The sequence below is a fragment of the Parvimonas micra genome (assembly GCF_021300775.1).
GTDB lineage: Bacteria > Bacillota > Clostridia > Tissierellales > Peptoniphilaceae > Parvimonas.
In genome coordinates, this window is record NZ_JAJTJP010000003.1 from 243956 (window position 1) to 268256 (window position 24301).

The 24301-nt window shown below is 28.7% G+C and carries 18 protein-coding genes and 1 pseudogene; 4 read left to right on the forward strand and 15 right to left on the reverse strand.

Translation table 11 applies throughout. The features are described from left to right. Positions 1–97 precede the first annotated feature (97 nt). Genes LW893_RS06395 through LW893_RS06405 form a run of 3 tightly spaced genes read right to left on the reverse strand, consistent with a single transcriptional unit; the run spans position 98 to position 2812 of the window. The gene (locus LW893_RS06395) at positions 98–1186 is read right to left on the reverse strand and encodes an ABC transporter substrate-binding protein (protein WP_233056460.1); all 1089 of its coding nucleotides are present in this window, start codon (positions 1184–1186) and stop codon (positions 98–100) included. Further along, entirely contained in the window at positions 1173–1961 is a 789-nt protein-coding gene (locus LW893_RS06400; protein WP_233056461.1) for an ABC transporter permease, read from the reverse strand. Before LW893_RS06400 ends, LW893_RS06395 begins: the two co-directional genes overlap by 14 nt. After that, positions 1955–2812: an ABC transporter permease gene (locus LW893_RS06405; protein WP_233056462.1), complete on the reverse strand. Its 858-nt coding sequence runs from the start codon at positions 2810–2812 to the stop codon at positions 1955–1957. Before LW893_RS06405 ends, LW893_RS06400 begins: the two co-directional genes overlap by 7 nt. 121 nt (positions 2813–2933) lie before the next feature. On the opposite strand from LW893_RS06405, the gene gpmA reads away from it, so the two are divergent. Then, positions 2934–3683 carry a 2,3-diphosphoglycerate-dependent phosphoglycerate mutase gene (gene gpmA / locus LW893_RS06410; protein ID WP_420094857.1) on the forward strand — a complete coding sequence of 250 codons (750 nt, stop codon included), beginning with the start codon at positions 2934–2936 and terminating at the stop codon, positions 3681–3683. 490 nt (positions 3684–4173) lie between these two features. On the opposite strand, the gene brnQ is transcribed toward gpmA, so the two are convergent. The 11 genes from brnQ to argF all read right to left on the reverse strand — a co-directional run bounded on the left by brnQ (position 4174) and on the right by argF (position 15421). Beyond that, on the reverse strand, positions 4174–5592 hold the full coding sequence (brnQ, locus tag LW893_RS06415; protein WP_233056464.1) for a branched-chain amino acid transport system II carrier protein: 1419 nt from the start codon (positions 5590–5592) through the stop codon (positions 4174–4176). 266 nt (positions 5593–5858) lie between these two features. Further along, on the reverse strand, positions 5859–7052 hold the full coding sequence (gene tuf / locus LW893_RS06420) for an elongation factor Tu (RefSeq protein ID WP_233056465.1): 1194 nt from the start codon (positions 7050–7052) through the stop codon (positions 5859–5861). 20 nt (positions 7053–7072) lie between these two features. Further along, positions 7073–9148 (reverse strand): elongation factor G, encoded by a 2076-nt coding sequence (gene fusA, locus LW893_RS06425; protein WP_233056466.1) that lies wholly within the window; start codon positions 9146–9148, stop codon positions 7073–7075. A 39-nt stretch (positions 9149–9187) separates the two neighbouring features. Continuing rightward, a complete protein-coding gene (rpsG, locus tag LW893_RS06430; RefSeq protein WP_068474480.1) occupies positions 9188–9658 on the reverse strand; it encodes a 30S ribosomal protein S7 in 471 nt (156 codons plus the stop codon). A gap of 131 nt (positions 9659–9789) precedes the next feature. Beyond that, complete coding sequence (gene rpsL / locus LW893_RS06435; protein WP_009355082.1) at positions 9790–10200, reverse strand: 30S ribosomal protein S12; 411 nt, start codon at positions 10198–10200, stop codon at positions 9790–9792. A 189-nt stretch (positions 10201–10389) separates the two neighbouring features. Beyond that, positions 10390–11517, reverse strand: coding sequence for an Mbeg1-like protein (locus LW893_RS06440; protein WP_233056467.1), 1128 nt, complete (start codon positions 11515–11517; stop codon positions 10390–10392). Between the two features lie 8 nt (positions 11518–11525). Continuing rightward, positions 11526–12197: a nitroreductase family protein gene (locus LW893_RS06445; RefSeq protein WP_233056468.1), complete on the reverse strand. Its 672-nt coding sequence runs from the start codon at positions 12195–12197 to the stop codon at positions 11526–11528. 62 nt (positions 12198–12259) lie between these two features. Further along, positions 12260–12430 (reverse strand): hypothetical protein, encoded by a 171-nt coding sequence (locus tag LW893_RS06450; protein ID WP_233056469.1) that lies wholly within the window; start codon positions 12428–12430, stop codon positions 12260–12262. 108 nt (positions 12431–12538) lie between these two features. Beyond that, a complete protein-coding gene (locus LW893_RS06455; protein WP_233056470.1) occupies positions 12539–13474 on the reverse strand; it encodes a DMT family transporter in 936 nt (311 codons plus the stop codon). Positions 13475–13483: 9 nt separating this feature from the next. After that, on the reverse strand, positions 13484–14419 hold the full coding sequence (gene arcC, locus LW893_RS06460; protein WP_233056471.1) for a carbamate kinase: 936 nt from the start codon (positions 14417–14419) through the stop codon (positions 13484–13486). A 9-nt stretch (positions 14420–14428) separates the two neighbouring features. Next, positions 14429–15421: an ornithine carbamoyltransferase gene (gene argF / locus LW893_RS06465; protein ID WP_233056472.1), complete on the reverse strand. Its 993-nt coding sequence runs from the start codon at positions 15419–15421 to the stop codon at positions 14429–14431. A gap of 541 nt (positions 15422–15962) precedes the next feature. Here argF and LW893_RS06470 point away from each other — a divergent pair. The 3 genes and pseudogenes from LW893_RS06470 (at position 15963) to LW893_RS07210 (ending at position 17525) form a co-directional block, all read left to right on the forward strand. Next, positions 15963–17222, forward strand: coding sequence for a helix-turn-helix domain-containing protein (locus LW893_RS06470; RefSeq protein WP_233056473.1), 1260 nt, complete (start codon positions 15963–15965; stop codon positions 17220–17222). Beyond that, positions 17215–17441 (forward strand): annotated as a pseudogene (locus tag LW893_RS07205) (nicotinate phosphoribosyltransferase); the annotation flags it as partial. The gene LW893_RS06470 and the pseudogene LW893_RS07205, both read left to right, overlap by 8 nt. A 24-nt stretch (positions 17442–17465) precedes the next feature. Beyond that, the gene (locus LW893_RS07210; RefSeq protein WP_420094858.1) at positions 17466–17525 is read left to right on the forward strand and encodes a hypothetical protein; all 60 of its coding nucleotides are present in this window, start codon (positions 17466–17468) and stop codon (positions 17523–17525) included. 60 nt (positions 17526–17585) lie between these two features. On the opposite strand, the gene LW893_RS06480 is transcribed toward LW893_RS07210, so the two are convergent. After that, positions 17586–24248 carry a S8 family serine peptidase gene (locus tag LW893_RS06480; protein WP_233056474.1) on the reverse strand — a complete coding sequence of 2221 codons (6663 nt, stop codon included), beginning with the start codon at positions 24246–24248 and terminating at the stop codon, positions 17586–17588. Positions 24249–24301: the final 53 nt, after the last annotated feature.

Sequence of the window (24301 nt, forward strand, 5' to 3'; positions counted from 1 at the left end):
TTTTATTTAAAAAATATTATCACTTCACTTAATCGTTCCTGTAAATTATAATTTTGTAAAAGAGAAGACACCATTTGGTGTCTTCTTATTTACATTATTATTTTGCTTTCATTTCTGTCCAAGCATCTTGTAATTTTTCGTTTGATTCTCCTAAATCTTTTAATATGAATCCCTTTTCAAAAACTTCTTTTGAAGGGAATACAATATCACTATTTTTTAAGCTATCATCCATTAATTCTCTAGCTCCTTCTATTGGAGAACCATATTTTACAACATTACAGTTTCTAGCAGAAATTTCTGGTCTAGACATAAAATCTATAAATTTAGCAGCTAATTCTTTATTTTCTGAAACTTTTGGAATTACCCAGTTATCAAAGATAAAGATTGCTCCTTCTTTTGGAAATACAAATTCTACATTTTTATTTTCATCTTTTGCAAGTAGAGCTTCTCCACCCCAGATACAAGTTAGCTTTGAATCACCACTTATCAAATTATCTTTAGCTTGGTCATCCCCAACATAATTTTTTACTATTTTCTTTTGAGCAATTAAAGAATTTTTAGCTTTTTCAATATCTTCAACCTTTGTTGAGTTTGGATCTATTCCTTCTTTTATCATTGCTATTGCCATTGTAAATCTACTTCCATCAAGCATTACAACTTCGCCTTTATTTTTTTCACTCCAAAGATCAGCCCAGCTATCAACTTTTTCTTGTTTTGACTTGTCATAAGCAATCCCGATATTTCCAATTGTATAAGGAACTGAATATTCAAAAGTAGGATCAAATACTAAATTTCTATATTCTTTTTTTACTTTTTCCATATTAGGAATTTTACTTTTATCAAGTTTTTCTAACATACCTTCTTTAATCATAGTATCAACCATATAATCACTTGCTACTATTACATCATATTTTTCAGCACCACTTTTTAATTTTGTATAATATTCTTCATTTTCTTCAAAGAATGTGTAATTTACTTTACAATTAAATTCTTTTTCAAATTCTTTTATTGTTTCAGGATCAATAAAAAGATCAGTATTTGTAACATTTAAAACTTTCTTTTCTGTATTTTGTTCTGTCTTTTCTTCTTTCTTTTCTTCTTTTTTCTCATTTTTTGCACATGCTGAAAAAGAAACAGTTGCAACTAGAAAAAGTAATAATACTAATAAATTTTTAATTTTTTTCATTTTTTTCTCCTCTTTTTTTAAATAAATAAGTTATTGTTGAAATTAATATTATTATTGCAAATAGCAATGTTGACAACGCATTTATTTTAGGACTAATCCCTCTTTTTGTCATTGAATAAATTTTAACTGAAAGTGTAGCAACACCATTACCCGAAGTAAAATAACTTACTGTAAAATCATCCAAAGACAATGTTATACAAACTAATGACGCTATTATTATATTAGGAATTAACTGAGGCAATACAATTCTTCTAAATACTTGAAACTGCCTTGCACCTAAATCTGTTCCAGCATCAAATAGGCTTTTATCAAAGGTTAATAATTTCGGTAAGATTGCAAAAACTACAAATGGAACATTAAAAATTATATGTGATAAAATTACAGTGAAATATCCAAAATTAAATTTAAAAAATACATATAAAATTATCATTCCAATAGCTATTACAATATCAGGAAGTATAAGTGGTATATAAGAGACATTTGTAAAATAAGTTTTGAGTTTTGGACTAAAAGCTTTATAAATCGACCAAGCTCCCAAAGTTCCAATTATTAATGCAAATACCGTAGCAATTGCAGTTATTATAATTGTCTGACCAAAAACTTTCATAACAGACTCATCTTTAAATAGTTCTATATACCATTTTAAACTAAAACCTGTAAAAGCATTGCTATATCTCGATTCATTAAAAGAAAAAACTACCATAAATATTATTGGCATATATAAAAATATATATAATAAAAATAAATAGATTTTTCCAGTATGTTTTTTTACCATATTTTAAATCCTTCTGCGAATTCATTTTCTGATTTGTTTAGAAATAATTTAAAAATAATAAGGCATACAAAAATAATAGAAATCATAATTAAGGATATACTAGAACCAGTTTCCCAATTTCTAGCTTGTAAAAACTCCCTTTGAATTAAATTACCAACTAGCATATTTTGACTTCCACCAAGTAAATCAGAAATTATAAAAGTAGTTACAGAAGGCATAAATACCATAACACATCCTGATATTATCCCCTTAAAACTTAATGGAAAAATAATTCGTAAAAACAAATCTTTACCTTTTGCCCCCAAGTCTTTAGCACACTCTATATATTCTCTATCTATATTTATAAGTGCTGTATAAATTGGAAGTACCATGAAAGGTAAAAAGTTATAAATCATTCCTATAATTATTGCAAAATTATTATTTAAAAATTTTATTGGACTATCTATAAATCCAAAATTCATTAACATTTGATTTATTATTCCCTGTTCTCTAAAAATACTCATCCAAGAATATGTTCTAAGTAAAAAGTTAGTCCATAATGGCATAATGAATAATAATACAAAGATATTTCTTCTTTTTTCATATTTAATCCTACTTAGAAAAAAACCAGCAGGAAATCCTAAAATTAGACATAATAGAGTTGAAATCAATGATAATTTTAATGATACAAAAATAATTTTTACATAAGTAGGAGTAAAAAATTTTTTGTAATTATCAAAAGTGAAAACAAAACTCTCATCTTTAACTTTAAAAGAATAATAAATTATAAAAATCAAAGGTGTTATTGTAAATAGAGTAGTCCATAAAAAATATGGCATAGCTCTTATTCTATATAAATGTTTTCGCAACATAAATCCTCCAAAACAAATTACTTAATTATTATTTTAACATCAAAATAGTTATTAGACAAGTTTTTCTTGTAATGTTTCAAAATTTATACTATAATTAAGGTAATAAAAATTAAAGGAGTTTTTGAAAATGAAATTAGTTTTAATTAGACATGGAGAAAGCGAATGGAATAAATTAAATTTATTTACAGGTTGGACAGATGTAGGACTTTCTGACAAAGGAGTTATAGAAGCAAATGAAGCTGGTTTTTCCTTAAAAGAAAATGAATTTGATTTTGATGTATGCTACTGTTCTTATCTAAAAAGAGCAATAAACACTTTAAATATAGTTTTAGAAAGAATGGATAGACAATGGCTTCCTGTTATAAAGACATGGAAACTAAATGAAAGACATTATGGAGCATTACAAGGCTTAAATAAAGCTGAAACTGCTGAAAAATATGGAGAAGATCAAGTGAAATTATGGAGAAGATCATTTGATGTACCACCTCCAGCGCTTGATAAGGAAGATGAAAGATGTCCACATAATCAAGCACCATACAGAAATGTTTGTAAAAGTGAATTACCTTACCATGAAAGTTTAAAAGACACAATTGAAAGAGTTATTCCTTACTACGAAGAAGTTATTAAAAAAGATATGATTGACGGAAAAAGAGTATTAATTGCTGCTCATGGAAATTCACTTAGAGCATTAGTTAAGTATTTAGACAATTTAACTGATGAAGAAATAATTTCTGTTAATATTCCAACTGGAATTCCTTTAGTTTATGAATTTGATGATAATTTCAAAGTTATAAATAAATACTACTTAGGAAATCAAGATTTAATTAATGCAAAGATTAATTCTGTTGCAAATCAAGCTAAAAAGAAATAGATTAAAAAGGTGATTATCTCCTTTTTTCATGCACAAAAAAGCAACAATGTAAATTGTTGCTCAGACTGATGACAAAGGTGTCGATGAGCAATCATTGGCACTTTTTTAGTGGAGAAAAAGAGAGTAAGTAGTATAATAATTAAACTATAGGCAAATAATTTAATAAGAACCCCACCCTTGACGTGAATTATTTTGTTTTATATATTTTTTATCTCTTTTTTTAAATTATTTTCGAAGTTTATTTACTTTTAACGTCTAGCTCTTAAACAAAGGTACTTCCTTTATACGTCATCTTGAGCGAAATGTAGCATAGCGAAGTGTAGTCGAAAGATCTCATACTTTTGCTTTAGCAAAAGTAAATGTATCGTAGATACATTGGGTACCCAGAAACCTTGTTGTTTCACAATAAAAACAAAAATATAAAAAAAGCAAAGACAAAAATTATACTTTGTCTTTGCTCTGAGCAACAATGTAAATTGTTGCTTTTATTTTATTCTTTATCTTTAATTTCATCATATAGATTCTTAATTGCTTTTCTTATAACTTCAGATTTTGGCTCGTCCATTTTTTCTGATATATAGTAAAGCATTCCAACATCTTCATCATGTAGAGTGATTCTTGTATTTAATACCTTTGGTACATCAATATGTTCCCCTTTATTTTTTTCAAATATAGCAATCACTGTAAATACAATTATTGAAGGAATCAAATAACCAAAACTCAAAGAACTTAATGGTAATAATTTTATAAATTCAAAAATTCCAAAAGAATCATTTAACACTGTCATTAAACCAATAACAAGTGATAAAATTGCAGCATATTTTATTGCCTTTTCACAAGTAAATCTCTTTCTAAAAACACTTGTTAAAATTAATATGATTATTGGTGGATATAAAGTAAATAAAAGTGGAACTGCCAATTGTATTATCGCATCTATTCCTAAACATGAGAAAACAAAACTTGCAAAGCAAACAATCATAACCCATATCTTATAAGATATCTTTGGAACTAATTCTGATAGATATTCAGCAACACCACCTGTAAGTGCAACAGAAGTTGTAAGACAAGCTAAAATTACAATAACTGATAGCATTAAAATTCCTGAACGTCCAAATAATAAATTAGTAAAATGAAGTAATATAACTGTTCCGTTTTTTGCACCCTCAACATTTAATCTTGAACTTGCCCCCAAAAAGCAAAGACCTCCATAAACAATACTTAAACAAATAAAAGCTATAATGGAAGAAGATAATATTACCTTTTTTTCTCTTTCTTTTTTAATTTTATAGAAAATTAAAGCATTTATTATTACCGCATTAAATAGTCCTGCACCAAGTCCATCAAGAGTTTGGAAGCCATTTACAAATGATTCATACATTACTTTTTGTAAATCTTCCCCAGGTTGAATTTTTCCTACTGGAGAAATTATTCCAGTGATAATCATTATAATTAAAAATACTAAAAGTGTTGGAGTTAAATATCTTCCTATAAAATCTACAATTTTTTCAGATTTAATACAGATTAAATATGTTATAATGAAAAAGATTGCAGTTGTTATAATAAGGTTATGAAAACCAAAGTTTTTAACTCCTAAATCATATGTTATAGCACCTGTTCTAGGTATTGCAACTAAAGGTCCTATACATAATGAAATACAAACTAAAATTATTGTTCCTAAATATTTTCCTAAAGGTTTAACAAAGTCAGTAATTCCCCCAGAACAAAATACAGTATATAGTGATACCATTGCTAAAAGTCCATCAGCAGCCATATACAAAAGAAATGCAATTGGCCAATAAGAACCAGAATTATATCCTAAAAATGTTGGAAATATCAAGTTTCCAGCACCAAAGAACATTGCAAATAAGCTAAAGCCTATTACAAATATTATTCTTACTTCTTTTTTCATATTCCCTCCTAAAATAAAAAAACGATTTCTAATGTAATAGTACCATAAAAAATAAAAACATGCAAGGTATGGCAATTGAAAAATTTATCTTTATATTTTCTAATTTATTTTATAATTTGAAGTATATAAAACTAAAAATAAATAAAGTTTATTGTATTAAAAATTTTATACAAATATAAGGTTTACATAAAATTTTTATCATTAATCAAATTGTTTCACAATAAAAAAGGGAACTTTGCAGTTCCCTTTTAAAATCATAATTATAATTATGCTAAAATCTTAGTAACAACGCCTGAACCTACTGTTCTTCCGCCTTCTCTGATGGCAAATCTTAAACCTTCATCAATAGCGATTGGAGTGATTAATTCGATTATGAATTTAGCGTTATCTCCTGGCATAACCATTTCTACGCCATCTTCTAATTGGATGTTACCAGTTACGTCAGTTGTTCTGAAGTAGAATTGTGGTCTATATCCTGAGAAGAATGGAGTATGTCTTCCACCTTCTTCTTTAGTTAATACGTAAACTTCTGATTCGAATTTAGTATGTGGATTGATTGTTCCTGGTTTAGAAAGAACTTGTCCTCTTTGGATTTCATTTCTTTGAACACCTCTTAATAATAGACCTACGTTATCTCCAGCAGCTGCTTCGTCTAACATCTTCTTGAACATTTCAACACCAGTTACAACAACTGTTCTTCTTTCAGTAGTTAAACCTACTAATTCAACGTTATCTTGAACTTTTACTTTACCTTTTTCTACTCTACCTGTAGCAACAGTTCCTCTACCTGTGATTGAGAATACGTCTTCTACTGGCATTAAGAATGGGTTATCAATATCTCTAACTGGTTCTGGGATATATGCGTCAACTTCTTCCATTAATTTAACGATTTTATCTCCCCATACTCCATCTGGATCTTCAAGAGCTTTTAAAGCTGAACCAACTACGATTGGAGTGTTATCTCCATCATATTCATATTCACTTAATAATTCTCTAACTTCCATTTCAACAAGTTCGATTAATTCTGGATCATCAACTTGATCTTCTTTGTTTAAGAAAACAGCAATTTTTGGAACGCCTACTTGTCTTGCAAGTAAGATATGTTCTCTTGTTTGAGGCATTGGACCATCAGCAGCACTTACTACTAAGATAGCTCCGTCCATTTGAGCAGCACCAGTGATCATGTTCTTTACATAGTCAGCGTGTCCTGGGCAGTCAACGTGTGCATAGTGTCTGTTTGCTGTTTCGTATTCAACGTGAGAAGTTGAAATAGTGATTCCTCTTTCTCTTTCTTCTGGAGCTTTGTCGATGTTTGCATAATCAACGAATTCACCAGTACCAAATCTTTTATTTAATACTAAAGTGATAGCTGCAGTTAAAGTAGTTTTACCATGGTCAACGTGACCGATAGTTCCGATATTAACGTGTGGTTTAGTTCTTTCAAATTTTTGCTTAGCCATTTTACTAAAATCCTCCTAATCTATTTTTTTGCTCTCTCTCCAATTACTTTATCAGCAATTGCTTGAGGCACTTTTTCATAATGATCGAATTGCATTGAATATGTTGCACGACCTTGAGTATTACTTCTTAAGTCAGTTGCATATCCAAACATTTCTGCTAAAGGTATAAATGCATCAAGTACATGAACACCATTCTTTGGATTCATACCTTGGATTCTACCTCTTCTTGATGAAACGTCTCCCATTACATCTCCTAAATATTCATCTGGAGTTGTAATTTCAACTTTCATCATTGGTTCTAATAGAACCGGAGCAGCTTTTGATACTGCTTGTCTAAATGCCATTGAACCAGCAATCTTGAATGCCATTTCAGATGAGTCAACTTCGTGGTATGAACCATCATATAAAGTAACTTTAACATCTAAAACTGGATATCCAGCTAGTACCCCAGCTTGAGTCGCTTCTTCAATACCTTTTTGAACAGGTCCGATATATTCTTTTGGAATAGCTCCACCTACGATATTATTTACAAACTCAAAGCCTTTACCAGCTTCTTGAGGTTCAATTTTAATTTTACAGTGTCCGTATTGTCCACTACCACCAGATTGTCTGATGTATTTTCCTTCAGCTTCTGCACCTTGAGAAATTGATTCTCTGTAAGAAACTTGTGGATTACCTATATTAGCTTCTACTTTGAATTCTCTTAAAAGTCTATCTACGATGATTTCTAAGTGTAATTCACCCATACCTGAAATAATTGTTTGACCAGTTTCTTCATCAGTATAAGTTCTGAAAGTAGGATCTTCTTCAGCTAATTTGTGTAAAGCTATACTCATTTTTTCTTGAGATGCTTTTGTTTTTGGTTCTATTGCAACAGAAATAACTGGTTCTGGGAATTCCATTTTTTCAAGAATTACATGGCTATTCATATCACAAAGAGTATCTCCAGTTGTAGTATCTTTAAGACCTACCGCTGCAGCGATGTCTCCAGCTGAAACACTATCAACTTCTTCTCTCTTGTTAGCATGCATCATAAGAATTCTACCAATTCTTTCTTTTTTGCCTTTTGTTGAGTTATATACATAAGAACCTGATTCTAAAGTTCCTGAGTATACTCTGAAATATGCAAGCTTTCCAACAAATGGGTCAGCAACAATTTTAAATGCTAATGCTGAGAAAGGTTCATCATCTGATGCATGTCTTTCTACTGCTTGTTCATTATCATCAACACCTTCAATTGCAGGAATGTCTAATGGTGATGGCATGTAATCTACGATAGCATTTAATAAAGGTTGAACCCCTTTGTTCTTATAAGCTGATCCACAAAGTACTGGGTTTATTGATAGACTAATAGTAGCTCTTCTAATAGCTTCTCTTAATTCAGATGGAGAAATTGCATCTCCTTCTAAATATTTTTCCATAATAAACTCATCTGTTTCAGCTAATGCTTCCAATAAGTTTTGACGATATTCTTCGGCTTTATCTTTGTAAGCATCTGGAATATCAGTTTCGTCTATATCTGTACCTAAGTCATTTTTATAAATAATAGCGTGCATTGAAACTAAGTCAATTACTCCTACAAATTCTGATTCAGCTCCAATAGGAATTTGAACAGGTACTGGATTAGCTTTTAACTTATCCTTAATAGTTTCGATAGAGTCATAGTAGTTAGCTCCAGTAGCATCCATTTTATTTATAAAGCAAATACGTGGTACGCCATATTTGTCTGCTTGTCTCCAAACAGTTTCTGATTGTGGTTCTACACCGCTCTTTGCATCAAAAAGTGCAACTGAGCCGTCAAGAACTCTTAAAGATCTTTCAACTTCTACAGTAAAGTCAACGTGTCCTGGAGTGTCAATGATGTTAATTCTTGTATCATTCCATACACATGTAGTAGCAGCTGAACAAATAGTGATACCTCTTTCTTTTTCTTGCTCCATCCAGTCCATTTGTGCAGCACCTTCATGAGTATCACCTATTTTGTGGATCTTTCCTGTATAATAAAGCATTCTTTCAGTTACTGTTGTTTTACCAGCATCGATATGCGCCATTATACCAATATTTCTTGTGTTTTCAAGTGAATATTGTCTTACCACAATAGCATTTCCCCTTTCCTTTTAAATAAAAATCCTATATTAGAATCCATAATGTGCAAAAGCCTTGTTAGCTTCAGCCATCTTATGAGTGTCTTCTCTCTTCTTAACACTTGATCCAGTGTTATTAACAGCATCAAGAATTTCTTTAGCAAGTCTTTCTTTCATAGTTTTTTCTCCTCTATTTCTAGAGTAAGTTACTAACCATCTTAAACCTAAAGTTTGTCTTCTTTCAGGTCTAACTTGAATAGGCACTTGGTATGTTGCCCCACCTATACGTCTTGCTTTAATTTCTAAAACAGGCATGATATTTTCTAAAGCTTTTCTGAAAACTTCAGTTGGTTCTTCGCCAGTTTTTTCTTTTACGATTTCAAATGCACCGTAAACTATTGCTTGAGCAGTTCCTTTTTTTCCGTCAAGCATGATGTTGTTTATAAGTTTAGTAACAACCACATCTCCGTAAATTGGATCTGGCATTACCTCTCTCTTTGGAACATGTCCTTTTCTTGGCACCTTTCTTCCCTCCTTACTATATTAGTAGTATCACTGGTACTCAGCGATTTTTCTTTGCTGATAAGCACACAAATGTATGTATTATAAAGTTAAACTCTTATTAATAAAACATTTCTGCCACATCAGTTTAATTATTTAGGTCTTTTAGCTCCGTATTTAGATCTTCCTTGTTTTCTGTTAGCTACCCCAGCAGTATCTAATGTACCTCTGATAATGTGGTATCTAACCCCTGGAAGGTCCTTTACTCTTCCCCCTCTAATAAGCACAACGCTGTGTTCTTGAAGGTTATGACCTATACCTGGAATATAAGCTGCAACTTCCATTCCGTTTGTTAATCTAACCCTTGCAACCTTACGTAACGCTGAGTTAGGTTTCTTAGGAGTTACAGTTCTTACAGCTGTACATACACCTCTTTTTTGTGGTGATTCACTAGCAGTACTTCTCTTTTTAAGTGTATTAAAATTGAAACTTAATGCTGGTGCTTTTGATTTAGTTACAGCTTTTTGTCTTCCTTGTTTAATTAACTGGTTAATAGTTGGCATTTCTTCACCTCCTTAATTATTTTCTAAAAATGCACATAACTATACATTATTAAATGTACCTACATATTTTATCATTTATATATACAAAAGTCAACATTTTTATGGCTATTTTTTAGAAAATTCAAAAAAAGAAAAAGAGATTTTTTTCAAAAAAATCTCCTTAAATAATTATTTTCTATTCTAATTTTATTATTCCAATTTTCCTTTTATTAAAATCGAACTAATATCTGATAATATAGGTTTAAACAAAGTCATTATTTCTGAAAAACTCAATTCGTTCTCATGTTTTGTATATTCCTTTGTAAGATTTGTAAATCTTTTTAAAAATCCTTTTGGCGTAGTAGGAATATCTTCTCCAAACACTTCACTTCCACTTTCCATCATAAATAGCGACATTCTATAATACATAAATTTGCTATCTTCAATTTCCATATTTGTATTATAATATTCAAATAGTTTCTCGAAGTTTTTCATAATATCACTTTGTTCAGTAACTTCATTTAAAATTAATATTCCATTTTCGTTTTTAAACATTGAATAAGGAGAATGAAAACCTCCAAATCTATGTTTAAGTTTAGATTGTCTGTCATCATCATTTCCAATATTAGTTGTAGATTTAATAAATATTTTATTTGCTATAGAGAATAAAAGAATATTTACATAGTCATATTCGTTACAAATATTAAAGATTTTATGCCTGTTGTTTTCTATTTCTTTATTGTATTTCTTTAAAAATATACTATTAAAGCCTTGTCCATCAAAGGAATATACTCTTTCAAGTTTTGACATATTTCCTCTTAAAACACCTATATATTGTGATTTATTTCCACCTTTAGAATGGCCAGAAACATATACTTTTTTAACATCTTTAAATTTTTCAACAATTTCATCAAAATAGCTTAAAGCCATCCTTTGTTGTTTTGTGTCAGAAATGTTATAAGTTCCTTCCACGTTATCTTTCCACTCAAAATCTCCTGCAGTACCTTTGTAAACAATAATCAAATTATCTTGATACAAAAATGTTACATTTACAACTCTATCACTTCCTGAAATATTTCCATAGACAGAATTATCCACATCTACTATTTTAATTTTTTCATATAATTCTTTATTCTTCTTAATTGTATTTATAATAATAGAAAACTCATCTTCGTTTATTTCTGCTGGAAAAATTCCTAAAGAGTTTTTTTTGCATTCTAATAAATCTGAAATTTCAAACAAGCTTTTACCGACTATATTTTCAGCAAAATTATCTTTTTCAAAACTACTAACATATATTATACAATTTAATATTAAAAATGTATCAAGACCAAACATATTTCCTCCTAATATTCAAAACAATAATGTTTTTTACCAGCTCCTAATTCAAAATGGCATTTAATTATCCCCAAATCGACCTTTGTGTAAAAACCAATTTTTGAATTTATCTCAACTTTATCATTCTTTAAACTAATTATATATCTTTGCTGATTCAATGCAGTTGGAGCAAGCAAGGCAAATTTAACACCTCTTAAAAACCAATCTGGCATTTCTACGTCACTTATAGCAACAGAAGAAACACTTTTAAGCTTTCTAACCTTACCATTTGTTTCGCCGTATCCTATGGCAATAACACATATAAGTTTTTCGTCTTTTTCTATTTTGTATCTACTATTTTTTTTACTGTAAGTTCCACCAACCCAACAGGTGTTGAGTCCTAGACTTTGTGCTTTTAAAACTAGCTTTTCTCCAAAATATCCAATTTTTTCATCAAGATTATCACATTTTTTTCCAATCAAAGCAATATAATTTTTAACATTTTTAAATCTACCAAAATCTGCTAAAATGCTTTTTCCAAAAGCATCAGGCTCATTTGTTATAAATTGAATATTCAAATTAGCTAAACTATTATATTCTTCTATATCTAAATTAATTTCATCAATCAAATTTTGTTCTATATCTTTTTTTGTATATGCTCTTACAGAATGTCTTTGTTCTATAATTTGTTCAAAATCCATAATATCTCCTATAAAACAAAAGGGCTTAATACCCTTAAAATACTACTTATTTTCAGTTTATCCTAAACTCTTGTTACCATTTCAATTTTAGATAAATCTTTAATTTTATCTAAATTTTTATATAAATTTTCTAAATTCAAAGCAATTTTCACAGGCAAAGAACTACATGGAGTAAATTTTTTACCTAAATGATATACGAATTTCCCACAAATTATTGCTAATGTATATTTCAAGATGCCCCCCATTGAAACCAATTATTCTTATTCCTTATACTAGCATACAGAGTAGTAAAAGTCAATAAAAATGATTTTTTTCAAATAAAAAAAGAAGTCATAAGACTTCTAAATTTTATTTTCTACTTCTTCAGTTTTCTTTTTAAATAAGAAAGATAATTTTGTTTCTGAAATTATTATAGCAATAAAAATTAAAACAAAACCAATAACTGATTTAACAGTTAAACTTTCTATTCCAAGAGCTACTGGTAATGCAACACCAAAGATTGACTCACAACCTAAAATGATAGCAGCACTACTTGGATCTGTATATTTTTGTCCTAAATTTTGTAATAATAAAGCAACTGCTGTACACATTACAGAAAGATATAATACTTCAAGCATTGGTCTTAAAGTAATTTGCATTCCAGCATTATTTTCAAAAGCAAATGTAGTTATCCAAGATAAAACACCAGCAACTAAAAATTGCATTATTGTTAGAACAAATGGATCTTTTCCAACTCCTAATTTTGTAACCATAACGATATGAGATGCAAATAAAAGTCCACTTAAAAGCGCAAGTGCATCTCCATAAATTGCAGTTATACTTGAATTAAAAATTGAACCACTCTCTCCTGCCATAGCAATAAAAAAGATTCCTATAATACAGAATATCGCTGCAGATACATTGAATTTATCAGGTCTAACTTTGTTTGTAATCCAATATAAAAATGGCACGATTACACAATAAGATGCTGACAAAAATCCGCTACGTCCTGGAGTTGTGAATGTAACTCCAAGAGTTTGACTAGAATATGCAACAAATAAAAATACCCCAATAATAGCACCAGCTACTAACTCTTTTTTTTCTGCTTTAAATAACTTTTTATGAAAAATTACTGCAAGGATAATTCCTGCTATAGTAAATCTTATACCTAATAGAAAATTAGGTTTAAATACATCAGCTGCACTCTTAACTACTGTAAGGGATGTTCCCCATAAAATAGCTACAATAAAAAGAGCGATTTTAGCTAAAAAACTAGTTCTATGTGAAATATTATTCAAATCGTCCTCCTACTTAACTATCTTAGTTCCTGTAAGACCTTTTACAGCGTCTGATGCTTTTTCTAGTAAAGTAATGATAGCACATCTATCATCTCCACCTTTTACGAAATCTAAACAAGCTTCAACTTTAGGAAGCATACTTCCCTTAGCAAATTGACCTTCAGCAATGTACTTATTAGCTTCTTCAACAGTGATTTCGTCTAATTCTTTTTGGTCTGGCTTATTAAAGTTAATACAAACTTTATCAACTGCAGTTAAAATTAAAAGGAAATCAGCGTTTAATTCTGATGCAAGTTCAGCACTTGATTTATCTTTATCAATTACAGCATCAACACCAACTAATCTACCATTTTTATTAACAACAGGTATTCCACCACCACCAACAGTGATAACTGTAAGTCCTGCTTCAACCATTTTATTAATAGCATCAATTTCAACAATGTGTAATGGTTTTGGTGAAGGAACAACTTTTCTATATCCTCTTCCTGAATCCTCAACGAAAGTAAATCCATTTTCTCTTTCTAATTCTTCAGCTTTTTCTTTTGTATAGAACATTCCAACTGGTTTAGTTGGATTTTCAAATGCTTTATCATCCTCAGCAACTTCAACTTGAGTTATAACAGATACAGCAGTTTTATTTATTCCTTTTTCTTTGAATGCTTGACCTAAAGCTTGTTGTAAATGATAACCTATATATCCTTGGCTCATAGCTCCACATTCAACAAGTGGCATTAAAGGAGTTTTTTCCTTTCCGTTTGCTGAATAATCCATAGCTAAATTAATCATTCCTACTTGGGGTCCATTTCCGTGTCCGATAATAACATCATTTCCTTCTTTAACTAAATCAGAAATAATATCGGCAGCGATTTTAACTTTTTCTAATTGCTCAAAAGGGGTATTGCCTAAAGCATTACCCCCCAAAGCTACAACTATTCTCTTTCCCATTTGTACCTCTTACCATAAAGTAGCATACATAATAGCTTTTATTGTATGCATTCTATTTTCAGCTTCATCAAATACAACTGATTGAGGTCCTTCAATAACTTCATCAGTAACTTCCATTTCAGGAATTCCGAATTTTTCGAAAATTTCTCTACCGATAACAGTTTTTTGATCGTGGAATGAAGGTAAGCAGTGCATAAAGATAGCATTTTCTTTAGCATTTGCCATAACTTCTTTGTTTACTTGGTATGGTTTTAATAATTTAATTCTTTCTGCCCAAACTTCGTCTGGTTCTCCCATTGATACCCAAATGTCTGTGTAAACTACATCAGCACCTGTAGTAGCTTTTTTAACATCTTCTTCAAAGCTTACTGTACAATGAGTTGCTTTAGCGATTTCTAATGCTTTTTCTCTTAATTCTTCTTCTGGCCATAATTCTTTAGGAGCACATGCAGTAAAGTTTACTCCCATTTTAGCGCAAGCGATCATTAGAGAGTTACCCATATTATTTCTAGCATCTCCCATATATACAAAGTTTAATCCTTTTAAGTATCCGAATTTTTCTTCAATTGTTAAAAGGTCAGCTAACATTTGAGTTGGGTGGAATTTGTCAGTTAATCCATTCCATACAGGTACTCCTGCATATTCTCCTAATGTTTGAACTAATTCTTGGCTGAATCCTCTATATTCAATACCATCATACATTCTTCCTAATACTCTTGCAGTATCTTCAATAGATTCTTTTTTACCCATTTGAGATGAACCTGGATCTAAGTAAGTAACTCCCATACCTAAGTCCATACCTGCAACTTCGAAAGAACAACGAGTTCTAGTTGAAGTCTTTTCAAATAATAATACGATATTTTTTCCTTCTAAATAACGGTGAGGAGTTCCGCTTCTCTTTAAATCTTTGAAATTTCTAGAAAGATCTAAAAGGTAACGAATTTCATCACTTGTAAAGTCTAATAATGTTAGGAAATTTCTTCCTCTTAAGTTTTTGCTCATAACAATTCTCCTTTAAATTATATTTGGTTCTTTATAAGTACCCATACACTCTTATTATACTATATTTGCTAAAAAATTCAGGACATTTTATTTAATAAAATTTGTATTACTCTTTATTTATTTCTTTGATATTTGGTTTCTGTTTTTTCATTTCACAAATTAATAATACAATTTTTATATATTAAATCTATAATTATCTAAAAAGTTTTACTTTCTCCTAAATTCCTTGATTTTTTTAATATGACTTTTAAATATTACTTAAAATTTATTATTTTAGATATTTAATTAAATACTTTATACTTAAGCTATTTTTATTATTATTATACTTATTTTTACTCTTTTTATCATTTAATTTGTCCTTTAATTTATTATAATTGTTTAAAAATACTAATTTTAAAATTTATATAATTTATATAATGAAATTTTTTTATAATTTTTTTATAAAAAAGACACTTTTTATAAAAAAATTCTTTACATATAAAAGATTATGATTTATACTTATAATATAGTTATTAATTTAGTAAACTTTTTAGGAGAATTTATGAATAAACAAAAAGGAATAGAGATACAAAACAAAGCTAATTCGTATATAAACGAAGAGAGTATGTATAGTATTGATAGAGAAATTATTACATCCCCCACAAAAGGACTTTTTCATCAATCAGCAAGATTTTTACTTATAAAAAAAGGTTCTGCTAAGATTAGAATACAAAATAATATATACGAAATAAAAGATAGAACTTTAGTTTGTATTTTACCTTGGGAATATACAGAAGTTGTAGAAGTATCAAAAACTATGCAGTATTTTATTCTTAAATACAACTTTGATAGTGCTAACAAAATAATAAAGTCATTTTACAATGTCGATGCAGAAAATTTAAGTTTAATAAACTCATTTTATGACAATCCCGTTATCCACTGTACTTCTGAACAATTCAAGTATTTTTCTAATGTTTTTGATATGTTAAGAGAAGAACTGGGAGAGGACTCATCATTATATAATAAAAATGAAAATCCAATATCTTCTGCTTATGTACTAAATAAAATAATCGACTTAATTATAACTTACAGAAGATTGCAAGACGAAGAGGATAATAACAAGAAGAGAAAAGTAGATGAAAGTTTTGATAAAATTAATATATTTAGATACATTCATGCTCATTTAAGTGAAAAATTAACAATTTCATCAATTTCTAAACTATTTTTCATGAGTGAGTCTACAATAAATAGATATGTAAAAGAAACAACAGGTCTTTCTTTTAATAATCTAATAAATGAGATGAGAATTGGAAAAACAATGGATATGTTACTATATACAGATTTAGATATTGAAGAAATCGCTGAAATAACTGGATTTTCAGATAGATCTCACCTATCAAAAGTATTTACAGCAAGAACAGGACAAAATCCTAATAAGTACAGACAAACTTTCAACAAAGTTTCTCAAATCTGTCAAATTGAAAATATAAGAAAATTTTACAGAATACTAAATTTTGTGGTCAAAAATTCAAGTGAAGACATTGAAATTGAAAGTATATGTAAGGACTTTTCAATATCAATTACAGAAGTTAATAGACTATTTATCTATTATGTAGAAAAAAACTTTAAAAACTTTTTAAATTTTGTAAGAATAAACAAATCAACAAAATTATTATTAAAAACAGATATGCAAATAACTGATATTGCATTTGAAGTTGGATATAATACCGTTAAAACATTTAATAGAAATTTCCTAAAATATCAAAAAATGTTGCCAACTGAATTTAGAAAAAACTTAAAATTACAAGATAAAGATATTTAAAAAATTATATAGAATTTATGATAAAGAAACAAAGAAAGCTCAAGCCGATTTAATAACTCTTTTTGATGAAAACATAGATGAAAGTAAATCTTTAAAAATTTTCACCCTATCTATACTTGAAAAAGAACAAGTTATGAAAATTACACTTTAAGACCTATGCTTAAAAAATTTTTCGAAGGTGGAAAACTTGTATACGATTTACCAGATATAGAAAAGTATATTAAATGGTACAATACGAAAAGAATTAAGGAGAATTTAAAAGGAATGTATCCTATTGATTATAGATTACATTCCTTTGAATAATTTATTTAACTGTCCGTGTTTTTGGGTTCAGCTCAGTTTACTCAGTCTTTATATTTTTTACTATTTAACCAATACACCATTTGAATCAAAAGTATAATTTACATTATTGATTTTAAGTGTTTTACCCTGTGCGATTAGTCCTCCTTTTTCAGCATAATACCATTTGCCTCCAACAATGAACCATTCGCTATCTGCTATACGTCCACTTGCATTTGCAAAGTACCAATTCCCATCAACTAACACCCATTCATTTTGTGAAATTCTACCGTCAGCATTTGCATAGTACCATTCTCCATTAATAATTATCCATTCGTTTTTAGACATTGTTCCATTTGGCTCAATATAATACCATCTTCCATTTTCTTCAAACCATTGATTCGATACCATTTTTCCATCTTTATCAAATCTATACCATTCATCATTTATTAATTTCCAACTGTCTTTTACAGCTACTTTTCCATCTGCTGATTGGTATGTCCATGTTCCATCATCATTTTGAACCCATTTATCTTCTTGTGGCTTTTCTGGATTTACAGTAGAATTTTCTTTTTCTACAACTGTAACTGTAGCTTTTTTTGTTACACTTACATTTTTATTTGTTAATTTAAATGTTATTGTATATGTTCCTACTTTGTCTTTGTTAAATCCACCTTCATCTATAATTTCAACTTGTTCTTTTAAATCATTATTTTTATCATCTTTTGCTTTAACGATTAATGATTTAAGATCTAATGTATCTTGTTGATGTATTGTAACATTTTTAACTTCAAGTTCTATATTTTTTTCTTCAGATGGTGTATTTTTAACCCATTTTGCAAAAATTGTAGTATCTGTTATTATTTTTTTATTAAAATCAAACTCTTTTGTAAAATCACTATCTTCATACCAACCTTTAAAAGTATAACCATCTTTAGTAGGATCTTGTACTTTAGCTAATTTATTTGTACTTAATTGATTAACTTTTATAATTTGATCATCAATTTTACTTCCTAAAAAAGTTTCAAACTTAACAGTTGATACAATTTCTGTAGTATATAAAGCGTTCATTACCATATCATCTACTGATATAATATGAAGTTTTAAATCTTTATATCCTCTTGCACTGATGATAATTTCATCATCTCTATTAAAGAAAGTTTTATCATTAAATACAATACTTACCTTATCTAAAGTTTTATCAAGATTTTTATATTTTCCATCTTCTTTAGTAAATAAATAATGTTTTATTTCTTTTCCATTTCTTCTTATAGTTATAAGATTTATTTTATTTACATATTCACTATCTTCTTTTTTATAGCCGATTAAATGTTTATAGTCAATTTTATTAATCGATGGATTTTCAGATAAAATTTCACTAAATAAAGGTTCTTTAGGCTCTTTTGATTTATCATCTTTAATCCATAAAGCTTTTATAGTATTAATTTTTTGTAAAGAAACTTTCTCTCCTGGAAGATGTCTTTGTCCATCAATTTCCCAAGCGTCAAATTCCATTTTTTCTGGAGGTAAAAATTCACAAACAGGAAGTTCATACTCTTCTTTTAATAATTTTTTAACCTCTTGCATAGTTCCTAGACCACCATTTTTATCAAATGTTATTGTAGCTTGTTCACTCAATTTTTCTTTCCAAAGAGCTTTTAATATTATGTTTTTAGAAATTTGATATTTATGTCCTATCTCTGTTTTTTCGTTAAGATATTCCCATGAATCAAATTCCATTCCCGAAGGTGCTGTGAAGTCGCATTTTGGAACTACGAAAATTCCTCCATTTTCAACTTCTACATCTTTCATTTCTCCACTACCACCGTTTTTATCAAAAGTAACTCTATAAAGTATCTTTTCTCCTTCAACATTTGCATTTATTGAGTAATAAACATCATTTCCTACAAGGTTATCCATTGTTATTTTTACAATAACATTTTTGTATTTACTAGAAACAATAGTTATAGTATCATTTTTATCTAATTTTTCAGTATATGAAAATTGTAACTTTTTATTTTTATTTCCAGAAAAGTCCGTAGAGTCAATGCCTTTAACATCAGTTATTTCACTTATCTTTCCTTTGTGATTTACAATAACTTTTTGGACTGATTTTAAATACTCATCAGATTTGTTATCATTAGAATAAGTTATAAAATGAGTAAAATCTGTTACACTAGCAGTTGCTAATAAAGGATTTGGCATTACTGGATCGGTTTTTTCCATTTGTGGATTTTCATTTTTCTTATCTCTCCATATAGCTTGTATTGTTAAATCTTTATTAACTACTATATCATCTGAAACATTTTTATTTTCACCCTCAACTTGCCAACAATAAAATTCTTTATTTTCAGGAGCTGTAAATGTACATTGTGGTAATTTATAATTTTCATTAATTTTTACTTTTACAGCTTGCATTTCTCCACTACCACCATTTTTATCAAATGTAATAGTAGCTTGTTGAACTTCATTTTCAGATAATGCCATAACCTTGGCTCCTATCATATATGTTCCTTTAGTTTCAGGTTCATCCCAAGCTCCATTAAACATTTGAAAAGAATTAATTCCATCTTTACTATCATCCATACCAAGTGCAATTTCTCCATCTAGTTTTGTAAATGCAATATAATAATCACCATTTACTTGGACATTTGAAATAGCAACTTTATTCCAACCTTCCTTTTCAAATGTCAAATCTTTTGAAAATAAAATATTACCAGGAAGTTCATCTTGTGTATTCTTATCATAAATAGAAATTCTATATTTACTATTATTTAAATCTACATCTTTAGTTTTTGTAATAAAATATGAAATTTCTTTTATATCTACAGGTTTATCATTTGAAATTTTATTTGCAAATGCTCTATCCTTTAAATCCATTCCTGAGAGGTTAGTTGCTTTTTCATCTGTATAACCTACATTTAACTGACTTTCTGGATAAACTTTTTCTAAAGATAAAGTTACAGTTCCAGTTCCAGGAATTTTAATATTTTTTTCTAATCTTTTATATCCATCACTAGTAGCAACTAAAGTGTAATTCCCCGAAGTTAAATCTGTAAATCTAACAGTTTCTCCATTTTCTTCTGCTATAGGTTCTAATTTTCCTTCTTTATAAAGTTTTACATTTCCTTGTATTGAATCATAATTAGCATCTTTTACATTAACTGATATAGAAGCTTTTTTAAAAGTATCTAAATAAAAATCTTTATTTACATCTTCTATAAGATCTATAACTTCTTCTTTATCTTTATAACCCTCTGCACTAGCTACTACAGTATATTTACCAGCCGGAAGTTTTATACTAAATTTTCCTGTTCCAACTTCTGTCATAACAGTTTTTTCATTTTCTTTAATTGTAATCTTACCAACTAATGGAATTATATCTTTTTCTTGATTTTCTTCATTTAAACTTTGCATATTTAAAAGCTTAAATGGTGAGACTTTTTCTATTATATTATTATTTTTTGTATCTTTAGTGTTTATAGTAACATCATCAATATACCATCCTCCACATTGCTCCGGATCTGTCTTTCCACTATCACTTCCTGTATCAAGAACAAATTTAACTTTAAATTTATCTGTTAAATACTCTTTTGATATTTCAATTCCATTTGTAAACCATGACCACTTTATATGCTTATCTACTTCACTTTCATCAAATGTATAAACTTTATCCCAAGTTTTACCATCATCTTTTGAAAAATAAACTTCTCCTATATCTTGATTATATGAATCATAATCATCACTTCTTCTTTTAGCACTTGAACTAAACCAGTTTTGGTAATAAAGTGTAGCATCTTTTAAAGTTGACAAGTCCATACTTGGAGATTCTAAAGAATATTTTGTATTAGGCTTTCTATAATCATTCAAATTTGTTGCGAAAACATTCATACCATCATTTTTACCTAATGATTGATTAATAGTAGGTTTTTTATAGTTTGTATCAAATTGATCTGCATATTCTAACTTTCCAAAATCCCATTTTGTTTCTTTATCACTTTCTATACTAGTCCATCCATCTTGTCCTTTTTCAAAATCAAAACTTTTGAATTCTTTACCTTTAGTAAAAGTATGAGATAAAATTTGTGAAGGTTCACTTTTGTTTTCACCAATCTTTGCAACTGCATAATAGTAATAAGTTCCTTTTTGTGGTTTTGGAATATCAACTAAATCAATAGAATACTTTCCAAAACCATTTTTATAATCTCCTTTTTCAACAGTTTTTATAAGTTCAAAAGGTCCATTTTCATTTGTTGCTCTATATAATTCATAAGATGTAATCTTTTCATTTCCTACTGGAGAAAATGTATAAATTAATTTACCATCTTTCTTATCATTTAACTTTAAATATTTACTTGGAGTTTCTGGTATTTCTTTTGATGCTTGTTCTATTTTTATATCATCAATATACCAACCATTTCCACTACTTTTATATTCTCCATTAGGTCTAAATCCAAACATTACACAAATTTTCTTACCCTTGTAAGCTGAAAGGTCAATATATTCATCAAGCCATTTTTCTTTTGAAGAATTTTTATAACTTCTTTTTAATTTCCAATCTAAACTATCTGGATCACTATCTTCTTTAGCTTCTGCAATCCAAACTTCAGCAGTATCAAAAAATGCATATTCATGATTGCCAAGGTCATAGAAATGTTTAAAAGTCAAAGCAGGATTTTGTGTTTCATTTGTTAAATCTATCGGTGGCATAACAAAAATAGAATTTCCTCGAATATTTTTATACGCTTCTATACCTATCAATTTTTTATTTGGTTCATCTTTTTTAATATTTCCCCATTTAAATAATTTTGATTGTCCGCCAACCTCAAAACCTGAAAGATCTTTTTCAAAATCTTGTACATATCCAATACCAACACCTTTTTGAACTTCAAATGAAAATTCATCACTCTTAGTAACTTTTTTGTTAATATCTGTAGCTTCAATATAATATTTTCCATTTGTAACATTTTTAAAAGTTGCAACCGGAATATTTACACTATAATAACCTGAAAGATTATTTCCATTTTTAAGTTTCATATCGTAGGGTTTATATTCATTATTAATATTTAAATAAAGTTTTACACTTTCAATTCCAATATTATCTTTTACATTTGCATCAAAAGTTGTTTTGTATGTTGTAAAAATCTTATTCATAGAACTATGATTTATAATCGGTTTTTCATTATCTGTTCCATTTGTAATAATACGCCCCGATAATACTTTCATATTTGAAGTGTCTATATCTTTTCCCTTTTTTTGGCCGATAGAAAGCTTAACCGCATTAAGAGCATCAACTTTTCCATACCCATAACCATGGTTTGGAGAAGTTGTATAGTAATCATCTTTTAAAGGTGTTGCAGTTTCATTTAAAATCTTTTCAATTTGATCAACACTTAAATCTGGATTAGCTTTAAGCATTAAACAAACAACACCTGTAACATGAGGACTTGCCATAGATGTTCCTGTATAAATTGTATATTTACCTCCAGGAATTGAAGATAAAATATTAACTCCAGGTGCAACAATATCCGGCTTAAAATTTTCTGTATAGTCAGATTTACCTCTTAGAGAAAATTTTGCAACTATTTCATCTTTTCTAATAGCCCCAACCGCATAAGCTTGTGGATATGAAGCAGGTGTTCCTATAGAATTATCCCCACCATCATTAAATTGACTTACATTTCCAGCTGAAAATACAGGAAAAATCCCCGCATCTCTCCATTTTTTAACCATATCTTGATAAAATCCATCTGTTGAATTACCACCCCATGAGTTATTTACAACCTTTGGAGCCATTTCCGGATGAGATATACCATTTTCATCTTTAGGTGCCATAATCCATTCACCCGCTTTTAAAAGCTTAGCATTATCTGTTTCACCATTTGAATCAAAAACTTTTACAGCAATCCATTTAGCATACGGACACACACCTAAAAGAGAGTTTTCTCTTTGACCCAAGATAGTTCCACAAACATGAGTTCCATGTCCCCTATCATCATAAGGTTCTTCTTTATCTCCAGTCTTTTCATTTACAACATTATACCAAGAATATCTTTTAAGATTTTTATCATTTCCTCTATAATTATTTTTAATAGCCGGATGACTTACATCAACACCCGAGTCAATTATCGCAACAACAACATCGTTATTAAAATTTTGAACTTCTTTTTGCGCTTTATCTGCACTAATCATCTTTAAATTCCAAGGAACATGCTTTTTTTCTACACTAGATAAAGCTTCTCTATCTTCTGGAATATTATTTTGAAGCTTTGGTATCTTCACTTTTTTATTAATACTAATCTTTTCTACATCAGACCTTTTTGAAATCTTAACCAAAACTTCTTTTTTACAAACTACATTTATACAATTTATAATAAAAAATTGTTGATAATTCTTTACATTACCATCTTTTTTATAACGTTCAAGAATTTCTATAATAGACTTTTGACTATCTTCTTTTAACTTTATAGACTTATCTACCATTTCCTTTCTTATCTCATTTTGAATTTCTTCCTTAGATGCATTAACATTTTCTTTTTTAACAGCATCTTTAATTTTTGAAACATCAACTTGTTTTTTCAATTTGATAATTACATCGACAAAATCATCATCTTTGTAATCTTTTAACTCTTCTATCTTTTTTTGAAAATCTAAAGACTTACTTTCAGTAGCAAAAACACCACTAAAACTTGTAAAAATCAAAGAACAAAATACCACAAAAGATATGATTCTCTTAAAAATTTTCATATAATTCCTCCTAAAAAAATAAAATAAAATTAGCATAAACTAACAAAAAATAT

Coding starts and splice junctions, on each gene's coding strand:
- tuf (WP_233056465.1), bottom strand. CDS start 7,052: ATGGCTAAGCAAAAATTTGAAAGAACTAAACCACACGTTAATATCGGA.
- brnQ (WP_233056464.1), bottom strand. CDS start 5,592: ATGAAAAAAGAAGTAAGAATAATATTTGTAATAGGCTTTAGCTTATTT.
- LW893_RS06470 (WP_233056473.1), top strand. CDS start 15,963: ATGAATAAACAAAAAGGAATAGAGATACAAAACAAAGCTAATTCGTAT.
- arcC (WP_233056471.1), bottom strand. CDS start 14,419: ATGGGAAAGAGAATAGTTGTAGCTTTGGGGGGTAATGCTTTAGGCAAT.
- rpsL (WP_009355082.1), bottom strand. CDS start 10,200: ATGCCAACTATTAACCAGTTAATTAAACAAGGAAGACAAAAAGCTGTA.
- argF (WP_233056472.1), bottom strand. CDS start 15,421: ATGAGCAAAAACTTAAGAGGAAGAAATTTCCTAACATTATTAGACTTT.
- LW893_RS06395 (WP_233056460.1), bottom strand. CDS start 1,186: ATGAAAAAAATTAAAAATTTATTAGTATTATTACTTTTTCTAGTTGCA.
- LW893_RS06405 (WP_233056462.1), bottom strand. CDS start 2,812: ATGTTGCGAAAACATTTATATAGAATAAGAGCTATGCCATATTTTTTA.
- LW893_RS06400 (WP_233056461.1), bottom strand. CDS start 1,961: ATGGTAAAAAAACATACTGGAAAAATCTATTTATTTTTATTATATATA.
- LW893_RS06445 (WP_233056468.1), bottom strand. CDS start 12,197: ATGGATTTTGAACAAATTATAGAACAAAGACATTCTGTAAGAGCATAT.
- LW893_RS06480 (WP_233056474.1), bottom strand. CDS start 24,248: ATGAAAATTTTTAAGAGAATCATATCTTTTGTGGTATTTTGTTCTTTG.
- LW893_RS06440 (WP_233056467.1), bottom strand. CDS start 11,517: ATGTTTGGTCTTGATACATTTTTAATATTAAATTGTATAATATATGTT.